Origin of the sequence: Pseudomonas sp. St386 (assembly GCF_018325865.1) — a bacterium.
In the GTDB taxonomy this organism is placed as follows: Bacteria; Pseudomonadota; Gammaproteobacteria; order Pseudomonadales; family Pseudomonadaceae; genus Aquipseudomonas; species Aquipseudomonas brassicacearum.
On sequence record NZ_AP021900.1, the window covers coordinates 677,604 to 693,137 of the forward strand.

At 60.8% G+C, this 15,534-nt stretch carries 11 protein-coding genes and 2 tRNA genes; 11 read left to right on the forward strand and 2 right to left on the reverse strand.

Features of this window, described 5'->3' with window-relative positions; all coding sequences use genetic code 11:
* Positions 1–204: 204 nt before the first annotated feature.
* The 3 genes from KI235_RS02915 to KI235_RS02925 all read left to right on the forward strand — a co-directional run bounded on the left by KI235_RS02915 (position 205) and on the right by KI235_RS02925 (position 4,825).
* Complete coding sequence (locus KI235_RS02915) at positions 205–1,392, forward strand: ATP phosphoribosyltransferase regulatory subunit (RefSeq protein ID WP_003197238.1); 1,188 nt, start codon at positions 205–207, stop codon at positions 1,390–1,392.
* Positions 1,393–1,446: 54 nt separating this feature from the next.
* Positions 1,447–2,739, forward strand: coding sequence for an adenylosuccinate synthase (locus KI235_RS02920; RefSeq protein ID WP_003197240.1), 1,293 nt, complete (start codon positions 1,447–1,449; stop codon positions 2,737–2,739).
* 151 nt (positions 2,740–2,890) lie between these two features.
* Entirely contained in the window at positions 2,891–4,825 is a 1,935-nt protein-coding gene (locus KI235_RS02925; RefSeq protein ID WP_003197242.1) for a methyl-accepting chemotaxis protein, read from the forward strand.
* 216 nt (positions 4,826–5,041) lie between these two features.
* Here KI235_RS02925 and KI235_RS02930 read toward each other — a convergent pair.
* Together KI235_RS02930 and KI235_RS02935 are read right to left on the reverse strand one after the other, a co-directional pair.
* Positions 5,042–5,128: transfer RNA gene (locus tag KI235_RS02930), tRNA-Leu, on the reverse strand.
* Positions 5,129–5,304: 176 nt separating this feature from the next.
* A tRNA-Leu gene (locus KI235_RS02935) sits at positions 5,305–5,391 on the reverse strand.
* A gap of 226 nt (positions 5,392–5,617) precedes the next feature.
* On the opposite strand from KI235_RS02935, the gene rnr reads away from it, so the two are divergent.
* The 8 genes from rnr (at position 5,618) to KI235_RS02975 (ending at position 15,351) form a co-directional block, all read left to right on the forward strand.
* A complete protein-coding gene (rnr, locus tag KI235_RS02940) occupies positions 5,618–8,254 on the forward strand; it encodes a ribonuclease R (RefSeq protein ID WP_003197244.1) in 2,637 nt (878 codons plus the stop codon).
* A complete protein-coding gene (gene rlmB / locus KI235_RS02945) occupies positions 8,251–9,009 on the forward strand; it encodes a 23S rRNA (guanosine(2251)-2'-O)-methyltransferase RlmB (RefSeq protein ID WP_003197246.1) in 759 nt (252 codons plus the stop codon). The genes rnr and rlmB overlap by 4 nt, the downstream gene beginning before the upstream one ends.
* 244 nt (positions 9,010–9,253) lie before the next feature.
* Positions 9,254–9,682: a 30S ribosomal protein S6 gene (gene rpsF, locus KI235_RS02950; protein WP_003186395.1), complete on the forward strand. Its 429-nt coding sequence runs from the start codon at positions 9,254–9,256 to the stop codon at positions 9,680–9,682.
* Positions 9,683–9,710: 28 nt separating this feature from the next.
* Complete coding sequence (gene rpsR / locus KI235_RS02955; RefSeq protein ID WP_002551829.1) at positions 9,711–9,941, forward strand: 30S ribosomal protein S18; 231 nt, start codon at positions 9,711–9,713, stop codon at positions 9,939–9,941.
* Between the two features lie 36 nt (positions 9,942–9,977).
* Positions 9,978–10,868, forward strand: coding sequence for a hypothetical protein (locus tag KI235_RS02960; protein WP_003197248.1), 891 nt, complete (start codon positions 9,978–9,980; stop codon positions 10,866–10,868).
* A gap of 18 nt (positions 10,869–10,886) precedes the next feature.
* The gene (gene rplI / locus KI235_RS02965; protein WP_003197251.1) at positions 10,887–11,333 is read left to right on the forward strand and encodes a 50S ribosomal protein L9; all 447 of its coding nucleotides are present in this window, start codon (positions 10,887–10,889) and stop codon (positions 11,331–11,333) included.
* 117 nt (positions 11,334–11,450) lie between these two features.
* Complete coding sequence (dnaB, locus tag KI235_RS02970) at positions 11,451–12,848, forward strand: replicative DNA helicase (protein ID WP_003197253.1); 1,398 nt, start codon at positions 11,451–11,453, stop codon at positions 12,846–12,848.
* A 202-nt stretch (positions 12,849–13,050) separates the two neighbouring features.
* Entirely contained in the window at positions 13,051–15,351 is a 2,301-nt protein-coding gene (locus KI235_RS02975; RefSeq protein WP_013692135.1) for a YgiQ family radical SAM protein, read from the forward strand.
* The last annotated feature ends 183 nt before the right edge of the window (positions 15,352–15,534 follow it).

The following is a 15,534-nucleotide window of genomic DNA, read 5'->3' on the forward strand; positions in this document are numbered from 1 at the left end:
CGATTGCGGTTCACAGGTGCAGGCGTCGGGTTGAACGACTCGACAGGTTTTTCGAGGGAAGTGCTGGGCGAGGCCGATTGCGGGCCATTCGTCACGTCGCTCTTGCGCGTTTTTTGCCCATGATGCGCGCCTGGCGCAGGCATTTTCTGCTTCACTCAAGGCCAGCCCGAAAGCTGGCCGCCCGGACCATAGGGGAATGGCGTAATGGCAACGGTAGACCGCTGGCTGCTGCCAGATGGCATCGAAGAAGTACTGCCACCGGAAGCTGCGCGTATCGAAGTAGCGCGTCGGCAGGTGTTGGATCTGTTCCAGAGTTGGGGTTACGAGTTTGTCGTCACCCCGCATATCGAGTACCTGGAATCCCTGCTCACCGGCGCGGGCCAGGACCTGGACCTGCGCACCTTCAAGGTTATCGACCCGCAGTCGGGCCGGCAGATGGGCTTTCGTGCCGACATCACGCCGCAAGTGGCGCGCATCGACGCCCACACCCTGCGCCGTGAAGGTCCGAGCCGCCTGTGCTACGCCGGCAGTGTGCTGCATGCCCAGCCGCGTGCCTTGTCGTCTTCGCGCAGCCCGATCCAGTTGGGCGCCGAGTTGTATGGCGACGCCAGCCCGAGCAGCGACGTAGAAGTCATCAGCCTGATGTTGGCCATGCTGCAACTGGCTGACGTGCCGGATGTCCACATGGACCTGGGGCATGTCGGCATCTATCGCGGCCTGGCCCGTGCGGCCGGTTTGTCCGGCGAAGTGGAGCAACAGCTGTTCGATGCCCTGCAGCGCAAGGCCATCGACGAAGTCATCAGCCTGACCGAGGGCCTGCCGGCCGATCTGTCGGACATGCTGCGGGCGCTGGTGGGCCTGTGTGGCGGACGTGAAGTATTGGCCGCTGCCCGTGAACGCCTGGCCCATGCGCCGGCGCCCGTGTTGGCGGCGCTGGACGACTTGCTGGCGATTGCCGAGCGTCTGTCGGTGCGTTTCCCCGAGTTGCCGTTGTATTTCGACCTGGGTGAGTTGCGCGGTTATCACTACCACACGGGTGTCGTGTTCGCCGTGTTCGTCCCGGGCGTGGGCCAGTCCATCGCCCAGGGCGGCCGTTATGACGACATCGGTGCCGACTTTGGTCGTGCCCGTCCGGCGACCGGTTTCTCTACCGATTTGAAAACCCTGGTGACCCTGGGGCGTGCTGAAGTCGAGCTACCGTCTGGCGGTATCTGGATGCCTGACAGTACGGATGCGGCACTCTGGCAAGCAGTCTGCCAGTTGCGCAGTGAGGGTCAGCGTGTCGTCCAGGCCTTGCCTGGGCAACCTTTGGCCGCCGCCCGTGAAGCGGACTGCGACCGGCAATTGATTCAGCAGAACGGGCTTTGGCAAGTATTGCCGCTGGCTTCTTGAGTTTTCCTGCCGGCCGCGGCCGGCACCAAGTTTGCGCGAATGAGGACAAGTGTTATGGGTAAGAATGTCGTAGTCCTGGGCACCCAGTGGGGTGATGAGGGCAAAGGCAAGATCGTTGATCTGCTGACCGAACATGCTGCCGCCGTAGTGCGCTACCAGGGTGGCCACAACGCAGGTCACACCTTGGTGATCGACGGTGAAAAAACCGTTCTGCACCTGATTCCGTCGGGCGTACTGCGCGAAGGCGTCCAGTGCCTGATCGGCAACGGTGTGGTGGTTGCTCCCGACGCCTTGCTGCGGGAAATCATCAAGCTGGAAGAAAAAGGCGTACCGGTGCGCGAGCGCCTGCGTATCAGCCCGTCCTGCCCGCTGATCCTGTCCTATCACGTCGCGCTGGACCAGGCCCGTGAAAAGGCCCGTGGCGAGCTGAAGATCGGCACCACCGGTCGCGGCATCGGCCCGGCCTACGAAGATAAAGTAGCCCGTCGTGGCCTGCGCATCGGTGACCTGTTCCACCGTGAGCGTTTCGCCGCCAAGCTGGGCGAGTTGCTGGACTACCACAACTTTGTCCTGGTCAATTACTACAAAGAACCAGCCATCGACTTCCAGAAAACCCTGGACGAGTGCATGGAGTACGCCGAGCTGCTCAAGCCGATGATGCTCGACGTCACTGCCGAGCTGCACGAGCTGCGTCGCGCAGGCAAGGACATCATGTTCGAAGGTGCCCAGGGTTCGTTGCTGGACATCGACCACGGTACCTACCCGTACGTCACCAGCTCCAACACCACCGCCGGCGGCATCGCCACCGGTTCGGGTTTCGGTCCGATGTACCTGGACTACATCCTGGGTATCACCAAGGCCTACACCACTCGCGTGGGTTCGGGTCCGTTCCCGACTGAGCTGTTCGACGACGTCGGCGCCTTCCTGGCCAAGCGTGGCCATGAGTTCGGTGCTACCACCGGCCGTGCCCGTCGTTGTGGCTGGTTCGATGCCGTCATCCTGCGTCGCGCCATCGACGTCAACAGCATCTCGGGCCTGTGCCTGACCAAGCTGGACGTGCTGGACGGCCTGGAAACCATCAACATCTGCGTGGGCTACAAGAACCAGGACGGCGCCGTCATCGACGCACCGACCGACGCCGACAGCTACATCGGCCTGGAGCCGGTGTACGAGCAGATGCCGGGCTGGACCGAATCGACCGTGGGCGCCAAGACCCTGGAAGAGCTGCCATTGGCGGCCCGCAACTACATCAAGCGCGTCGAAGAGTTGGTCGGTGCGCCGATCGACATTATTTCGACGGGGCCGGACCGCAACGAAACCATCGTTCTGCGTCACCCGTTTGCCTGATAAGTCGTTGATGTAAAAAACAAAGGCCCCTCGTTTGGGGCCTTTGTCGTATCTGCCTGTCGAACGGCACGACCTTTGCTATGCATCGTTAACAATAAGTACTTCTTTGAAGTGCCATCAATTTAATGGCGTTTAGTAGAGGGATTCCCCTGTGTCGGCCGTTCTCTCACTGTTACAAAGCCGTCTATTGCGGCCTGTGTTCGTTACCCTGGGTATCGCCCTTTTGGTGCAAGTGCTCGTGGCCGTCGCGCTGACCCGAAGCACGGTCACCGCGCTGGAGGCCGAGCTAGGGGTCCGGCTGGGGGTGGATAGTCAGAAATTGTCTGGCGAACTGGAGCAGGCCGGACGCGAGGTCACCTCAAGCCTGGACAGTTTGTCTGCCAGCACTCGTCAGCGCCTCACCGCCGGTTTGTCGACGCGGCTGAAGGACGAGCAGGCGCAGTTGCGCACGACACTCGAGAAATCGCTCAAGGATTCCGCCAATGATATGGCGCAACTCCTGGCCTCGGTCGCGCCACGCGCCATGTGGGACAGCGACATACCGACCCTTTCCGAATTCGCCCGCCGGGCCCAGCGCAACCCTAATGTGTTGTTCGTTATTTATGACGACGCCAGTGGTGAGCACCTGACTCGTTACCTGAACCGGGAAAACCCGATCAACAAGGCGCTGCTGGAGAAAGGCAAGGGCGAGCGAGCGTTGGATAAAGTGCTGGATGCGGCGAAGAGCGACCCCTCGGTGTATTACCTCGAAGCCTCGATCAGCCCCAACGGCGTAGAGATTGGCAAAGTATTGATGGGCGTTTCCACGGCTTCCGTTGAAGCTGACCTGAAGGCGCTGGACCAACGCTTCTTGGCCTTGATCGCCAGCAGCGACCAGTTGGTCGGTGACAGCCTCAAGGGGGCGGCGGCCGACAGCGCCACCGCCATGCGCGGTCGTCTGGAGTCGGCCCAGGCCACCGCCACACAGATGCAGACCAATACCTCTAGCACTGTGCAGGAAGCCGCAGGCACCTTGCGCTGGCGCATCGGCCTGGGCCTGGCGCTGGTGGGCTTCGGCGTGCTGGTGCTGCTGGCCGTGGTGCTGGGGCGTCGGGTGGTCAATCGCTTGAAGTTGCTGATCGCGGCCATGAACGACTTGGCGGCGGGCGAGGGTGACCTGACCAAGCGTGTGCAAATCAACAGCAAGGACGAAATCGGCGACATGGCCTCAGCGGTCAACCGCTTTGTGGATAAGTTGCAACCCATCGTGCGCGAGGCGGGCGATGTGGCCCAGCGTACCGGTGTGGAAATCGGTGCGATGACCTTGCGCAACTCCGGTGCCGATGCGGCGGCCGGGATGCAGCGTGATGAGGTGGCCGAGAGCCTGCGTGCGCTGTCGCAAATGGCGGATGAGGCTCAATCGGAAAGCCAGGCGATGCAGGCGGCTTTGCAGCAGGTGGTGGAGATCCGCCAGGCCACCGATGAAAACACTCGCACTTCGGCCAAGGTCAGTAGCTTGATCGAGGCGTTGGCCGGGCAGGTAGACACCGGGGCGAAAGTGATCGAGCGGCTGGCGCAGCAGAGCGAACAGATCGAAGTGGTGCTGACGGTGATTCACGGCATCGCCGAGCAGACTAACTTGTTGGCCTTGAACGCGGCCATCGAGGCGGCGCGGGCCGGGGAGACCGGGCGCGGGTTTGCCGTGGTGGCGGATGAGGTGCGGGCCCTGGCGAGCAAGACCCAAAGCTCAACGGGCGATATCCAGGCGCATATCGTGGCCTTGCAGCAGGGGGCTCGCGAAGCGGTGGCCGCTATCGGCCAGGCCGGGCGCCAGGCCAGCGAAGGCTTGTTGGTGCTGCGAGACAGCGCGCGGTTGCAGCAGTCGGTGCAGGCATCCGTGGAGCAGGTGCATGCGGCCATCGGCCTGGCGACTCAGGCAGCGGCTCATCAGGCCCAGGGTGCGCAAGCGGTGCGCGGGCGGGTGGAAACCATTCATGCCCAGGCCGAGAAGGCGGCCCAGGCCGTGGTCGAGACCACCGCCAGCGGCAAGGTGCTCGACAACCTGGCGGCGCAGTTGAAGGCAAGCCTGGGGCAGTTCCGGGCTTGATCAGGCTGCTAGGCTGGCCTCATCGCGAGCAAGCTCGCTCCCACAGGTGATTTTTAGTGGATACAGATTTTGTGTCCGGCATGAATCCCTTGTGGGAGCGAGCTTGCTCGCGATAGCGATGTCAGCGGCTCAGATATATTCCCAGAGGCCAGAAACGCAAAAACCCGCTTTCGCGGGTTTTTGTGAGGTTCAAGGCCGTAACCTTGAAGCTTGAATTGGTGCCCAGAAGAAGACTCGAACTTCCACGACCTTGCGGTCACCAGCACCTGAAGCTGGCGTGTCTACCAATTTCACCATCTGGGCAGCATCTTCAGCGTTGCCGCTGTTGATGTCGCGCACTATACGGAGCGCATTTTGATCTGTAAACCCCTGTTTTTGTTTTAGTAATTGCCAAACGCAATTGCAGGGGGCAAAAATGCAAAAACCCGCTTTCGCGGGTTTTTGTTGAGCATGCAGGCCATTGACCTGTTGCTCGAAATTGGTGCCCAGAAGAAGACTCGAACTTCCACGACCTTGCGGTCACCAGCACCTGAAGCTGGCGTGTCTACCAATTTCACCATCTGGGCAATATCGACATCGTGTGTACGTCGTCGATGGCGCGCACTATACGGAGCGTCTTTTTAACTGTAAACCCCTCCTGAGAAAAAAACCGCTAAATTTCACGAGCGGTGCTTTTCCGGGCTTCCAAGGCGGGCCAAATGACTTTAGAAAAGCGATCGGATGCTTGAAATTTCCCGTTTCATTAAGCCTATGCCAAACTAACCCGCATATAGACAAGGTGAAAACTCTCTAATGGCCGATTGGCAGTCCCTCGATCCCGAGGCCGCTCGTGAAGCGGAAAAATATGAAAACCCTATTCCTAGCCGCGAACTGATCCTGGCGCATCTCGCCGATCGGGGGTCGCCTGCTAGCCGCGAGCAGTTGGTCGAAGAGTTCGGTCTGACCACCGAGGACCAACTCGAAGCCCTGCGCCGCCGTCTGCGCGCCATGGAGCGCGACGCTCAACTGATCTACACCCGGCGCGGCACCTATGCGCCGGTGGACAAGCTCGACCTGATCCTGGGCCGCATCGCCGGTCACCGTGACGGCTTCGGTTTCCTGATCCCGGACGACGGCAGCGACGACCTGTTCATGAGCCCGGCGCAAATGCGCCTGGTGTTCGACGGTGACCGGGCCCTGGCCCGTGTTTCCGGCCTGGACCGTCGTGGTCGCCGTGAAGGCGTGATCGTCGAAGTGGTGTCCCGTGCCCACGAGTCCATCGTCGGCCGTTACTTCGAAGAAGGCGGTATCGGTTTTGTTGTGCCGGATAACCCGAAGGTCCAGCAGGAAGTGCTGATTACCCCGGGCCGTAATGGCGCCGCCAAGGTGGGTCAGTTCGTCGAGGTGAAAATCACCCACTGGCCAACTGCGCGCTTCCAGCCACAGGGCGATATCGTTGAAGTGGTCGGCAACTACATGGCGCCGGGCATGGAGATCGACGTCGCGCTGCGCACCTACGACATCCCTCACGTCTGGCCCGAGGCTGTGCTCAAGGAAGCCGCCAAGCTCAAGCCGGAAGTTGAAGAGAAAGATAAAGAAAAACGCATCGACCTGCGCCATCTGCCGTTCGTCACCATCGACGGCGAAGATGCCCGCGACTTCGACGATGCGGTCTACTGCGAAGCCAAGCCTGGCAAGCTGCGCCTGTTCTCCGGCGGCTGGAAGTTGTTCGTCGCGATTGCCGACGTGTCCAGCTACGTGAAGATCGGTTCGGCCCTGGATAACGAAGCCCAGGTGCGCGGCAACTCCGTGTATTTCCCTGAGCGCGTGATCCCGATGCTGCCTGAGCAGCTGTCCAACGGGCTGTGCTCGCTGAATCCGAAAGTCGACCGTTTGGCCATGGTGTGCGAGATGACCATCTCCAAGACCGGCGAAATGACCGACTACCAGTTCTACGAAGCGGTGATCCACTCCCAGGCGCGCCTGACCTACAACAAGGTCAGCACCATCCTGGAAACGCCGAAGACCAGTGAAGCCAAGACCCTGCGTACCGAATACGCTGGCGTGGTGCCGCATCTCAAGCAGCTGTACTCGCTGTACAAGGTATTGCTGGGTGCCCGTCACGTGCGTGGCGCAATCGATTTCGAGACCCAGGAAACCCGGATTGTCTTCGGTTCCGAGCGCAAGATCGCCGCAATCACCCCGACGACCCGTAACGATGCGCACAAGCTGATCGAAGAGTGCATGCTGGCGGCCAACGTAGCCACCGCGGAATTCCTCAAGAAGCACGAGATTCCTGCGTTGTACCGCGTGCACGACGGCCCGCCGCCGGAGCGTCTGGAAAAGCTGCGCGCCTTCCTCGGCGAGCTCGGCCTGTCCCTGCACAAAGGCAAGGACGGCCCGACGCCGAAGGACTACCAGGCACTGCTGGCCAGCATCAAGGACCGTCCGGATTACCATGTGATCCAGACCGTGATGCTGCGCTCCCTGAGCCAGGCGGTTTACAGCGCCGACAATCAGGGCCACTTTGGCCTGAATTACGAAGCGTACACCCACTTCACCTCGCCGATCCGCCGTTACCCGGACCTGCTCACGCACCGCGCGATCCGCAGCGTGATCCATTCCAAGCAGAACACCCCGCACGTCAAGCGCGCCGGTGCCATGACCATTCCGAAGGCACGGATCTATCCGTACGACGAAGCGGCCCTGGAACAGTTGGGCGAGCAGTGCTCCATGAGCGAGCGCCGCGCCGACGAAGCCACTCGCGACGTGGTGAACTGGCTCAAGTGCGAGTTCATGAAAGACCGCGTGGGCGAGTCGTTCCCAGGCGTGATCACTGCAGTGACAGGCTTTGGTTTGTTTGTCGAGCTGACCGACATCTACGTCGAGGGCTTGGTGCACGTCACCGCCTTGCCGGGTGATTACTACCACTTCGATCCTGTGCACCACCGCCTGGCGGGCGAGCGCACCGGTCGCAGCTTCCGTCTGGGCGACACCGTGGAAGTGCAGGTCATGCGCGTCGACCTCGATGAGCGCAAGATCGACTTCGGAATGTCTGACAAGCCCGCCGAAGCACCGACTGGCCGTAAAAAGCGTGGCAACGAGACCGCAGCGCCTGCGACCAAAGGTAAGGGTAAAGGTGCTCCTGCAAAAACCGCGGAGCCTGAGCCAGCCAGGGCCGGTCGCCGTTCGTCTGTCAAGGACAAGGCTCCCGAGGCCTACCGCCCCAGCGACGCTGCGGCGAAAAACGCCGAACTGCGCAAGAGCCGCGAGTTGAAGCAGCAGTTGCTCAACGAAGCCAAAAGCGGTGGTAAAGCGGCGTCTGGGGGAAAGTCCCACGGGGCGGAAAAACCGTCGAGCAAGCCAAGTAAACACCGTAAAGGCCCGCCAAAAGCGGGTTCGGCCCCCGCGAAAAGCGGCGGGTCGCGCAAACCTAAGGCCAAGTCATGAGTCTGGAAAAAATCTACGGCGTGCACGCCGTAGAAGCACTGCTGCGTCACCACCCTAAACGTGTCAAGCAAGTATGGTTGGCGGAAGGTCGCAGCGAGCCGCGTGTGCAGGCGCTGGTCGAACTGGCCACCCAAAACAAGGTTGCCATCGGCCAGGCCGAGCGTCGTGAAATGGACGTGTGGGTCGAAGGCGTTCACCAGGGTGTGGTTGCGGACGTAAGCCCGAGCCAGGTCTGGGGCGAGGCGATGCTCGACGAACTGCTCGATCGCACCGAAGGCGCGCCCCTGCTGCTGGTGCTGGACGGCGTGACCGACCCGCATAACCTCGGCGCCTGCCTGCGTTCGGCGGATGCGGCGGGTGCGTTGGCGGTGATCGTGCCTAAAGACAAGTCGGCAACCCTGACGCCGGCTGTGCGTAAGGTCGCCTGCGGCGCGGCGGAAGTGATTCCACTGGTGGCGGTGACCAACCTGGCGCGTACCCTGGAAAAACTCCAGCAGCGCGGCTTGTGGGTGGTTGGCACGGCGGGTGAGGCCGAGGTCAGCATTTATGACCAGGACCTGACGGGCCCGACGATCCTGATCATGGGCGCCGAAGGCAAGGGCATGCGCCGCCTGACCCGCGAGCACTGCGATTACCTGGTCAAGCTGCCGATGGCCGGTAGCGTCAGCAGCCTTAACGTTTCGGTCGCGACCGGTGTGTGCCTGTTCGAAGCGCTGCGCCAGCGCAGCGTCAAGGCTTCCGCCAAAAAGCCTTGATCTTGTTGTAACCCCTGTGGGAGCGAGCAGGCTCGCTCCCACATTGGGTTTGTGTCTGGATGAAGATCGGCGGTTGTTCAAATAATCGCCAATTGCCTTGCACCTCCCTCGGCCCTTCTCTACAATTGCGCCCCTTGCTGTGATGGCAGGCACTTATGTGTCTAGCGTCCACAAGTCCATAAGTGTCATTCACTCCTTGTCTGACCGTTTTTGAGCGGCAGGCTACAACCCGTAAGGAGCATTCATGCGTCATTACGAAATCATCTTTTTGGTCCACCCGGATCAAAGCGAGCAAGTCGGCGGCATGGTTGAGCGTTACACCAAGCTGATCGAAGAAGACGGCGGCAAAATCCACCGTCTGGAAGATTGGGGCCGTCGTCAACTGGCCTACGCAATCAACAATGTTCACAAGGCTCACTACGTGATGCTGAACGTTGAGTGCACTGGCAAGGCCCTGGCCGAGCTGGAAGACAACTTCCGCTACAACGATGCAGTGATCCGTAACCTGGTCATCCGTCGCGAAGAAGCCGTCACCGGCCAATCCGAGATGCTCAAGGCTGAAGAAAACCGCAGTGAGCGCCGTGAGCGTCGCGACCGTCCTGAGCACTCTGACAGCGCCGATGGCGATGACAGCGATAGCGACAGCGACAACAGCGATAACGCTGACGAGTAATCCACGGACCTTTTAAGGAGCCAATCACATGGCACGTTTCTTCCGTCGTCGTAAATTCTGCCGCTTCACCGCTGAAGACGTGAAAGAGATCGATTACAAAGATCTCAACACTCTGAAAGCCTACGTATCCGAGACCGGCAAAATCGTTCCAAGCCGTATCACCGGTACCAAAGCTCGTTATCAGCGTCAGCTGGCCACCGCTATCAAGCGCGCCCGCTTCCTGGCCCTGCTGGCCTACACCGACAGCCACGGCCGCTGAGACCGGGCAGTCGACGAGTAGTAAGGGATTGAATGCATGCGCGCCTTAGCTGACTTCATCATGCGGGGACGTGTGCAGGCCACGTTGGTTGTGGCCGGATCCGCGGCATTGCCGCTGTTGTTCTGGTTGAGTGCCGCCGCTGGGTGCCTTGTGCTCCTGCGGCGCGGTTCGGACGCCTTGAGCGTCCTGGGTATCGGGATGTTGTCAGCGTTGGTGAGCTGGTACTTCCTGAAGGACCCGACAACACTTTTGGTGTTGCTCGGGGCTTGTGGCCTGGCGTTGGTTCTGCGCGCCGGACATACCTGGAATCGCGTGCTGCTGTGCAGCGTGGCCGTGGGGTTGTTGTGTGCGGTGAGCCTGGGAACTGTCTTCAGTTCCTTCATCGAGTCACTGGCGCAGACGTTCGAAGACGTCCTGCCGCTGGCGATGGGTGGGGTCTACGAGACATTCTCGGCAGACCAGAAGGCGTTTTTCATCGCCCTTAGCGCTCCGCTGATGATCATCTCGATAGCGTTATCGTCGCAGATCTTTAGCGTGCTGTGCCTGATCCTTGGGCGCTATTGGCAGGCGTTGTTGTATAACCCCGGTGGTTTCGGTCGCGAATTTCGCGCCATCCGATTCCCCAAGAGCGTGGCGCTGTCACTGCTGGCCGTCATGTGTGTTGCTCCGTTTTTCGGACTGCATGCACTGATCCTGTTGCCGTTGTGCAGTGTACCGCTGGTCTTCGCCGGCCTGGCCCTGATTCACGGGCTGGTGGCGCAGAAACGACTGGCCACTTTCTGGCTGGTGGGGTTGTACGTGACGTTGTTGCCTTTCATGCACTTGCTCGGTCCGTTGCTCGTGGTCATGGCCATCGTTGACAGCCTGATTGATTTTCGCGGTCGTATGGCGTCGAAAGACGCCGACAACGCGAACGGTGAAGGTTAAAAGTTAGAGGATTTTCACATGCAACTGATCCTTCTGGAAAAAGTCACCAACCTGGGCAACCTGGGTGACAAAGTAAACGTTAAGGCCGGTTACGGTCGTAACTACCTGCTGCCTTACGGCAAAGCCACCGCTGCGACCGCTGCCAACCTGGCTGCGTTCGAAGAGCGTCGTGCTGAGCTGGAAAAAGCTGCCGCAGACCGTAAAACCTCGGCTGAAAGCCGTGCTGCCCAACTGGCTGAGCTGGAAGTGACCATCACTGCCACCGCTGGCGACGAAGGCAAGCTGTTCGGTTCGATCGGTACTCACGACATCGCTGACGCACTGACCGCCTCCGGCGTTGAAGTTGCGAAAAGTGAAGTTCGTCTGCCGAACGGCACCATCCGCAACGTAGGCGAATTCGACGTAGCCGTGCACCTGCACGCCGAAGTTGAAGCCACCGTACGCGTTGTCGTGGTAGCAGCCTAAGCAACACCTGTCGGTTGGCACCCTCGGGTGCTTGCCGGTAACATCGGGCACGATCCTGTTTACAGGTCGTGCCCTTTGTCTTTCTGCAATTCCTGATTTTCATAACCAGAAGTGGCCATGAACGAAATCACCGCTCCCGAGCAATACGATCTGCAAACCGCTGCCCTGAAGGTGCCTCCGCATTCCATCGAGGCCGAACAGGCCGTGCTCGGTGGCCTGATGCTGGACAACAACGCCTGGGAGCGTGTGCTCGATCAAGTCTCCGACGGCGATTTCTACCGGCATGACCACCGTCTGATTTTCCGTGCGATCGCCCGTCTGGCCGATCAGAACATGCCGATCGACGTCGTGACCCTGGCCGAGCAATTGGACAAGGAAGGGCAGACGTCTCAGGTCGGCGGCCTCGGTTACCTGGGTGAACTGGCGAAAAACACGCCGTCGGTCGCCAACATCAAGGCCTATGCCCAGATCGTGCGCGAGCGGGCGACCTTGCGCCAATTGATCGGCATCAGCACCGAAATCGCCGACAGCGCCTTCAACCCGGAAGGCCGCACCGCCGCCGAGATCCTTGACGAAGCCGAACGGCAGATCTTCCAGATCGCCGAGGCCCGCCCGAAAACCGGCGGCCCGGTCAGCGTCAACGACCTGCTGACCAAGGCCATCGATCGCATCGACACCTTGTTCAACACCGACAACGCCATCACCGGCCTGTCCACCGGTTACACCGACCTCGACGAGAAGACCAGCGGCCTGCAACCGTCCGACCTGGTCATCGTCGCCGGCCGTCCGTCCATGGGTAAGACCACCTTTGCGATGAACCTGGTGGAAAACGCCGTGCTGCGCAGCGACAAGGCGGTCCTGGTGTACTCCCTCGAGATGCCAGGCGAATCGCTGATCATGCGTATGCTTTCGTCCCTGGGGCGTATCGACCAGACCAAGGTCCGTTCCGGCCAGCTGGAAGACGACGACTGGCCGCGCCTGACGTCGGCGGTCAACCTGCTCAACGACCGCAAGCTGTTCATCGACGATACGGCCGGTATCAGCCCGTCGGAAATGCGCGCCCGGACCCGTCGCCTGGTGCGTGAGCACGGTGACATCGCGCTGATCATGATCGACTACCTGCAGTTGATGCAGATCCCTGGTTCCAGCGGCGACAACCGGACCAACGAGATTTCCGAAATCTCCCGTTCCCTCAAGGCCCTGGCCAAGGAATTCAACTGCCCGGTGGTGGCACTTTCCCAGTTGAACCGTTCCCTGGAACAGCGCCCCAACAAGCGCCCCGTGAACTCCGACTTGCGGGAATCCGGAGCGATCGAGCAGGACGCCGACGTCATCATGTTCGTGTACCGCGACGAGGTGTATCACCCCGAGACGGAGCACAAGGGCATCGCCGAAATCATCATCGGCAAGCAGCGGAACGGCCCGATCGGCTTCATCCGCCTGGCGTTCATCGGTAAATACACTCGGTTCGAGAACCTGGCGCCGGGTAGCTACAATTTTGACGACGATGAGTAAGCTCTTCATCGTCTGATCCGGCCTCATCGTCGGAACGCCGCCCGGAGCAGGCTCGCTCCCACCTTGGAATACATTCCTCTGTGGGAGCGAGCCTGCTCGCGAAAGGTGCGCCACCAATTTCCGACCATAGCCGTCGGAATTGGTTATTTTTTGTGCTATATTCCGCGCCCGCGATTTTTCATCTTTTATACCGGTTATCGACATGCAAGCAGCCAAGCCGTTATTTGACTATCCCAAGTACTGGGCCGAATGTTTCGGTCCGGCGCCATTCCTGCCCATGAGCAGGGAGGAGATGGATCAGCTCGGCTGGGATTCGTGCGACATCATCATCGTGACCGGTGATGCCTACGTCGATCACCCGTCGTTCGGCATGGCGATCATTGGCCGTTTGCTGGAAGCCCAGGGCTTTCGCGTCGGGATCATTGCCCAGCCGAACTGGCAGTCCAAAGACGACTTCATGAAGCTTGGCGAGCCCAACCTGTTTTTCGGTGTCGCGGCCGGCAACATGGATTCGATGATCAACCGCTACACCGCCGACAAGAAAATCCGCTCCGATGACGCCTACACCCCGGGCGGCATGGCGGGCAAACGGCCGGACCGTGCGAGCCTGGTCTACAGCCAGCGCTGCAAGGAAGCCTACAAGCATGTGCCGATCGTGCTGGGTGGTATCGAAGCGTCGCTGCGCCGTATCGCTCACTACGATTACTGGCAGGACCGGGTGCGCAACTCGATCCTGATCGACGCCTGCGCCGACATCCTGCTCTACGGCAACGCCGAGCGGGCGATTGTCGAAGTCGCCCAGCGCCTGTCCTACGGCCACAAGATCGAAGACATCACCGACGTGCGCGGCACGGCCTTCATCCGTCGTGACACGCCGCAAGGCTGGTACGAAGTCGACTCCACGCGCATCGACCGTCCGGGCAAGATCGACAAGATCATCAACCCGTACGTCAACACCCAGGACACTCAAGCTTGTGCCATCGAGCAGGAGAAGGGGCCGGTCGAGGACCCGAGCGAAGCCAAGGTCGTACAGATCCTGGCGAGCCCGAAAATGACCCGCGACAAGACCGTGATCCGTCTGCCATCGGTGGAAAAGGTTCGTGGCGACGCGGTGCTCTACGCTCACGCCAACCGCGTGCTTCACCTGGAAACCAACCCAGGCAATGCCCGCGCCCTGGTGCAGAAGCACGGCGAAGTCGATGTCTGGTTCAACCCGCCGCCCATTCCGATGACCACCGAAGAAATGGACTACGTGTTTGGCATGCCTTACGCACGTGTTCCCCATCCGGCGTACGGCAAGGAGAAGATCCCGGCCTACGAGATGATCCGTTTCTCGGTGAACATCATGCGTGGCTGCTTTGGCGGCTGCACGTTCTGCTCGATCACCGAGCACGAAGGCCGGATCATCCAGAACCGCTCCGAAGAGTCGATCATTCGCGAGATCGAAGAGATCCGCGACAAGGTCCCGGGTTTCACCGGGGTCATTTCCGACCTCGGCGGCCCGACCGCGAACATGTACCGCATCGCCTGCAAGAGCCCGGAAATCGAATCCGCGTGCCGCAAGCCGTCGTGCGTGTTCCCCGGCATCTGCCCGAACCTGAACACTGACCATTCTTCGCTGATCCAGCTGTACCGCAGCGCCCGGGCCTTGCCTGGCGTGAAGAAGATCCTGATTGCCTCCGGCCTGCGTTACGACCTGGCGGTCGAGTCGCCGGAATACGTCAAGGAACTGGTGACCCACCACGTCGGCGGTTACCTGAAGATCGCTCCGGAGCACACCGAGGAAGGCCCGCTCAACCAGATGATGAAGCCGGGCATCGGCAGCTATGACAAATTCAAGCGGATGTTCGAGAAGTACACCAAGGAAGCCGGAAAAGAGCAGTACCTGATTCCGTACTTCATCGCCGCCCACCCGGGCACCACCGACGAAGACATGATGAACCTGGCGCTCTGGCTCAAGGGCAATGGTTTCCGGGCCGACCAGGTGCAGGCGTTCTATCCGTCGCCGATGGCCACGGCCACGGCCATGTACCACTCGGGCAAGAACCCGCTGCGCAAGGTCACCTACAAGAGCGACGCGGTGACCATCGTCAAGAGCGAGGAACAGCGCCGCCTGCACAAGGCCTTCCTGCGCTATCACGACCCCAAGGGCTGGCCGATGCTGCGCGAAGCGCTGACCCGCATGGGCCGCGCCGACCTGATCGGGCCGGGCAAGAACCAACTGATTCCGTTGCACCAGCCGGCCACCGACAGCTACCAGAGCGCCCGTCGCAAGAACTCGACGCCAGCCGGCAGCCACAAGGTGGGCAAGGAAACCACCAAGATCCTGACCCAGCACACCGGCCTGCCACCGCGCGCCAGCGACGGCGGCAACCCGTGGGACAAGCGCGAGCAGGCCAAGGCCGCGGCATTCGCCCGCAACCAGCAGGCCGCCAAGGAACGCAAGGACGCCGCCAAGGGCAAAGGACCGAAACCGGCGCGCAAGCCTGTCGTGCCGCGCTGATCGCCTAGCCACCTCGTAAAACGCCAGCCTAAGTGCTGGCGTTTTGCTTTCTAGCGAGGGTGCTGGCCGTTTGTTATCGTGGCGCCCGCCTTACGGCACGATGGCGGATGCATAGCCTTTGTGGCGAGGGGATAAATCCCCTCGCCACAAGGTTCAGTGTGGACAAAGATTCACCCTCCGATT

Coding starts and splice junctions, on each gene's coding strand:
- rpsR (WP_002551829.1), top strand. CDS start 9,711: ATGGCACGTTTCTTCCGTCGTCGTAAATTCTGCCGCTTCACCGCTGAA.
- rlmB (WP_003197246.1), top strand. CDS start 8,251: ATGAGTCTGGAAAAAATCTACGGCGTGCACGCCGTAGAAGCACTGCTG.
- dnaB (WP_003197253.1), top strand. CDS start 11,451: ATGAACGAAATCACCGCTCCCGAGCAATACGATCTGCAAACCGCTGCC.
- KI235_RS02960 (WP_003197248.1), top strand. CDS start 9,978: ATGCGCGCCTTAGCTGACTTCATCATGCGGGGACGTGTGCAGGCCACG.
- KI235_RS02975 (WP_013692135.1), top strand. CDS start 13,051: ATGCAAGCAGCCAAGCCGTTATTTGACTATCCCAAGTACTGGGCCGAA.
- rpsF (WP_003186395.1), top strand. CDS start 9,254: ATGCGTCATTACGAAATCATCTTTTTGGTCCACCCGGATCAAAGCGAG.
- rplI (WP_003197251.1), top strand. CDS start 10,887: ATGCAACTGATCCTTCTGGAAAAAGTCACCAACCTGGGCAACCTGGGT.
- KI235_RS02920 (WP_003197240.1), top strand. CDS start 1,447: ATGGGTAAGAATGTCGTAGTCCTGGGCACCCAGTGGGGTGATGAGGGC.
- KI235_RS02915 (WP_003197238.1), top strand. CDS start 205: ATGGCAACGGTAGACCGCTGGCTGCTGCCAGATGGCATCGAAGAAGTA.
- rnr (WP_003197244.1), top strand. CDS start 5,618: ATGGCCGATTGGCAGTCCCTCGATCCCGAGGCCGCTCGTGAAGCGGAA.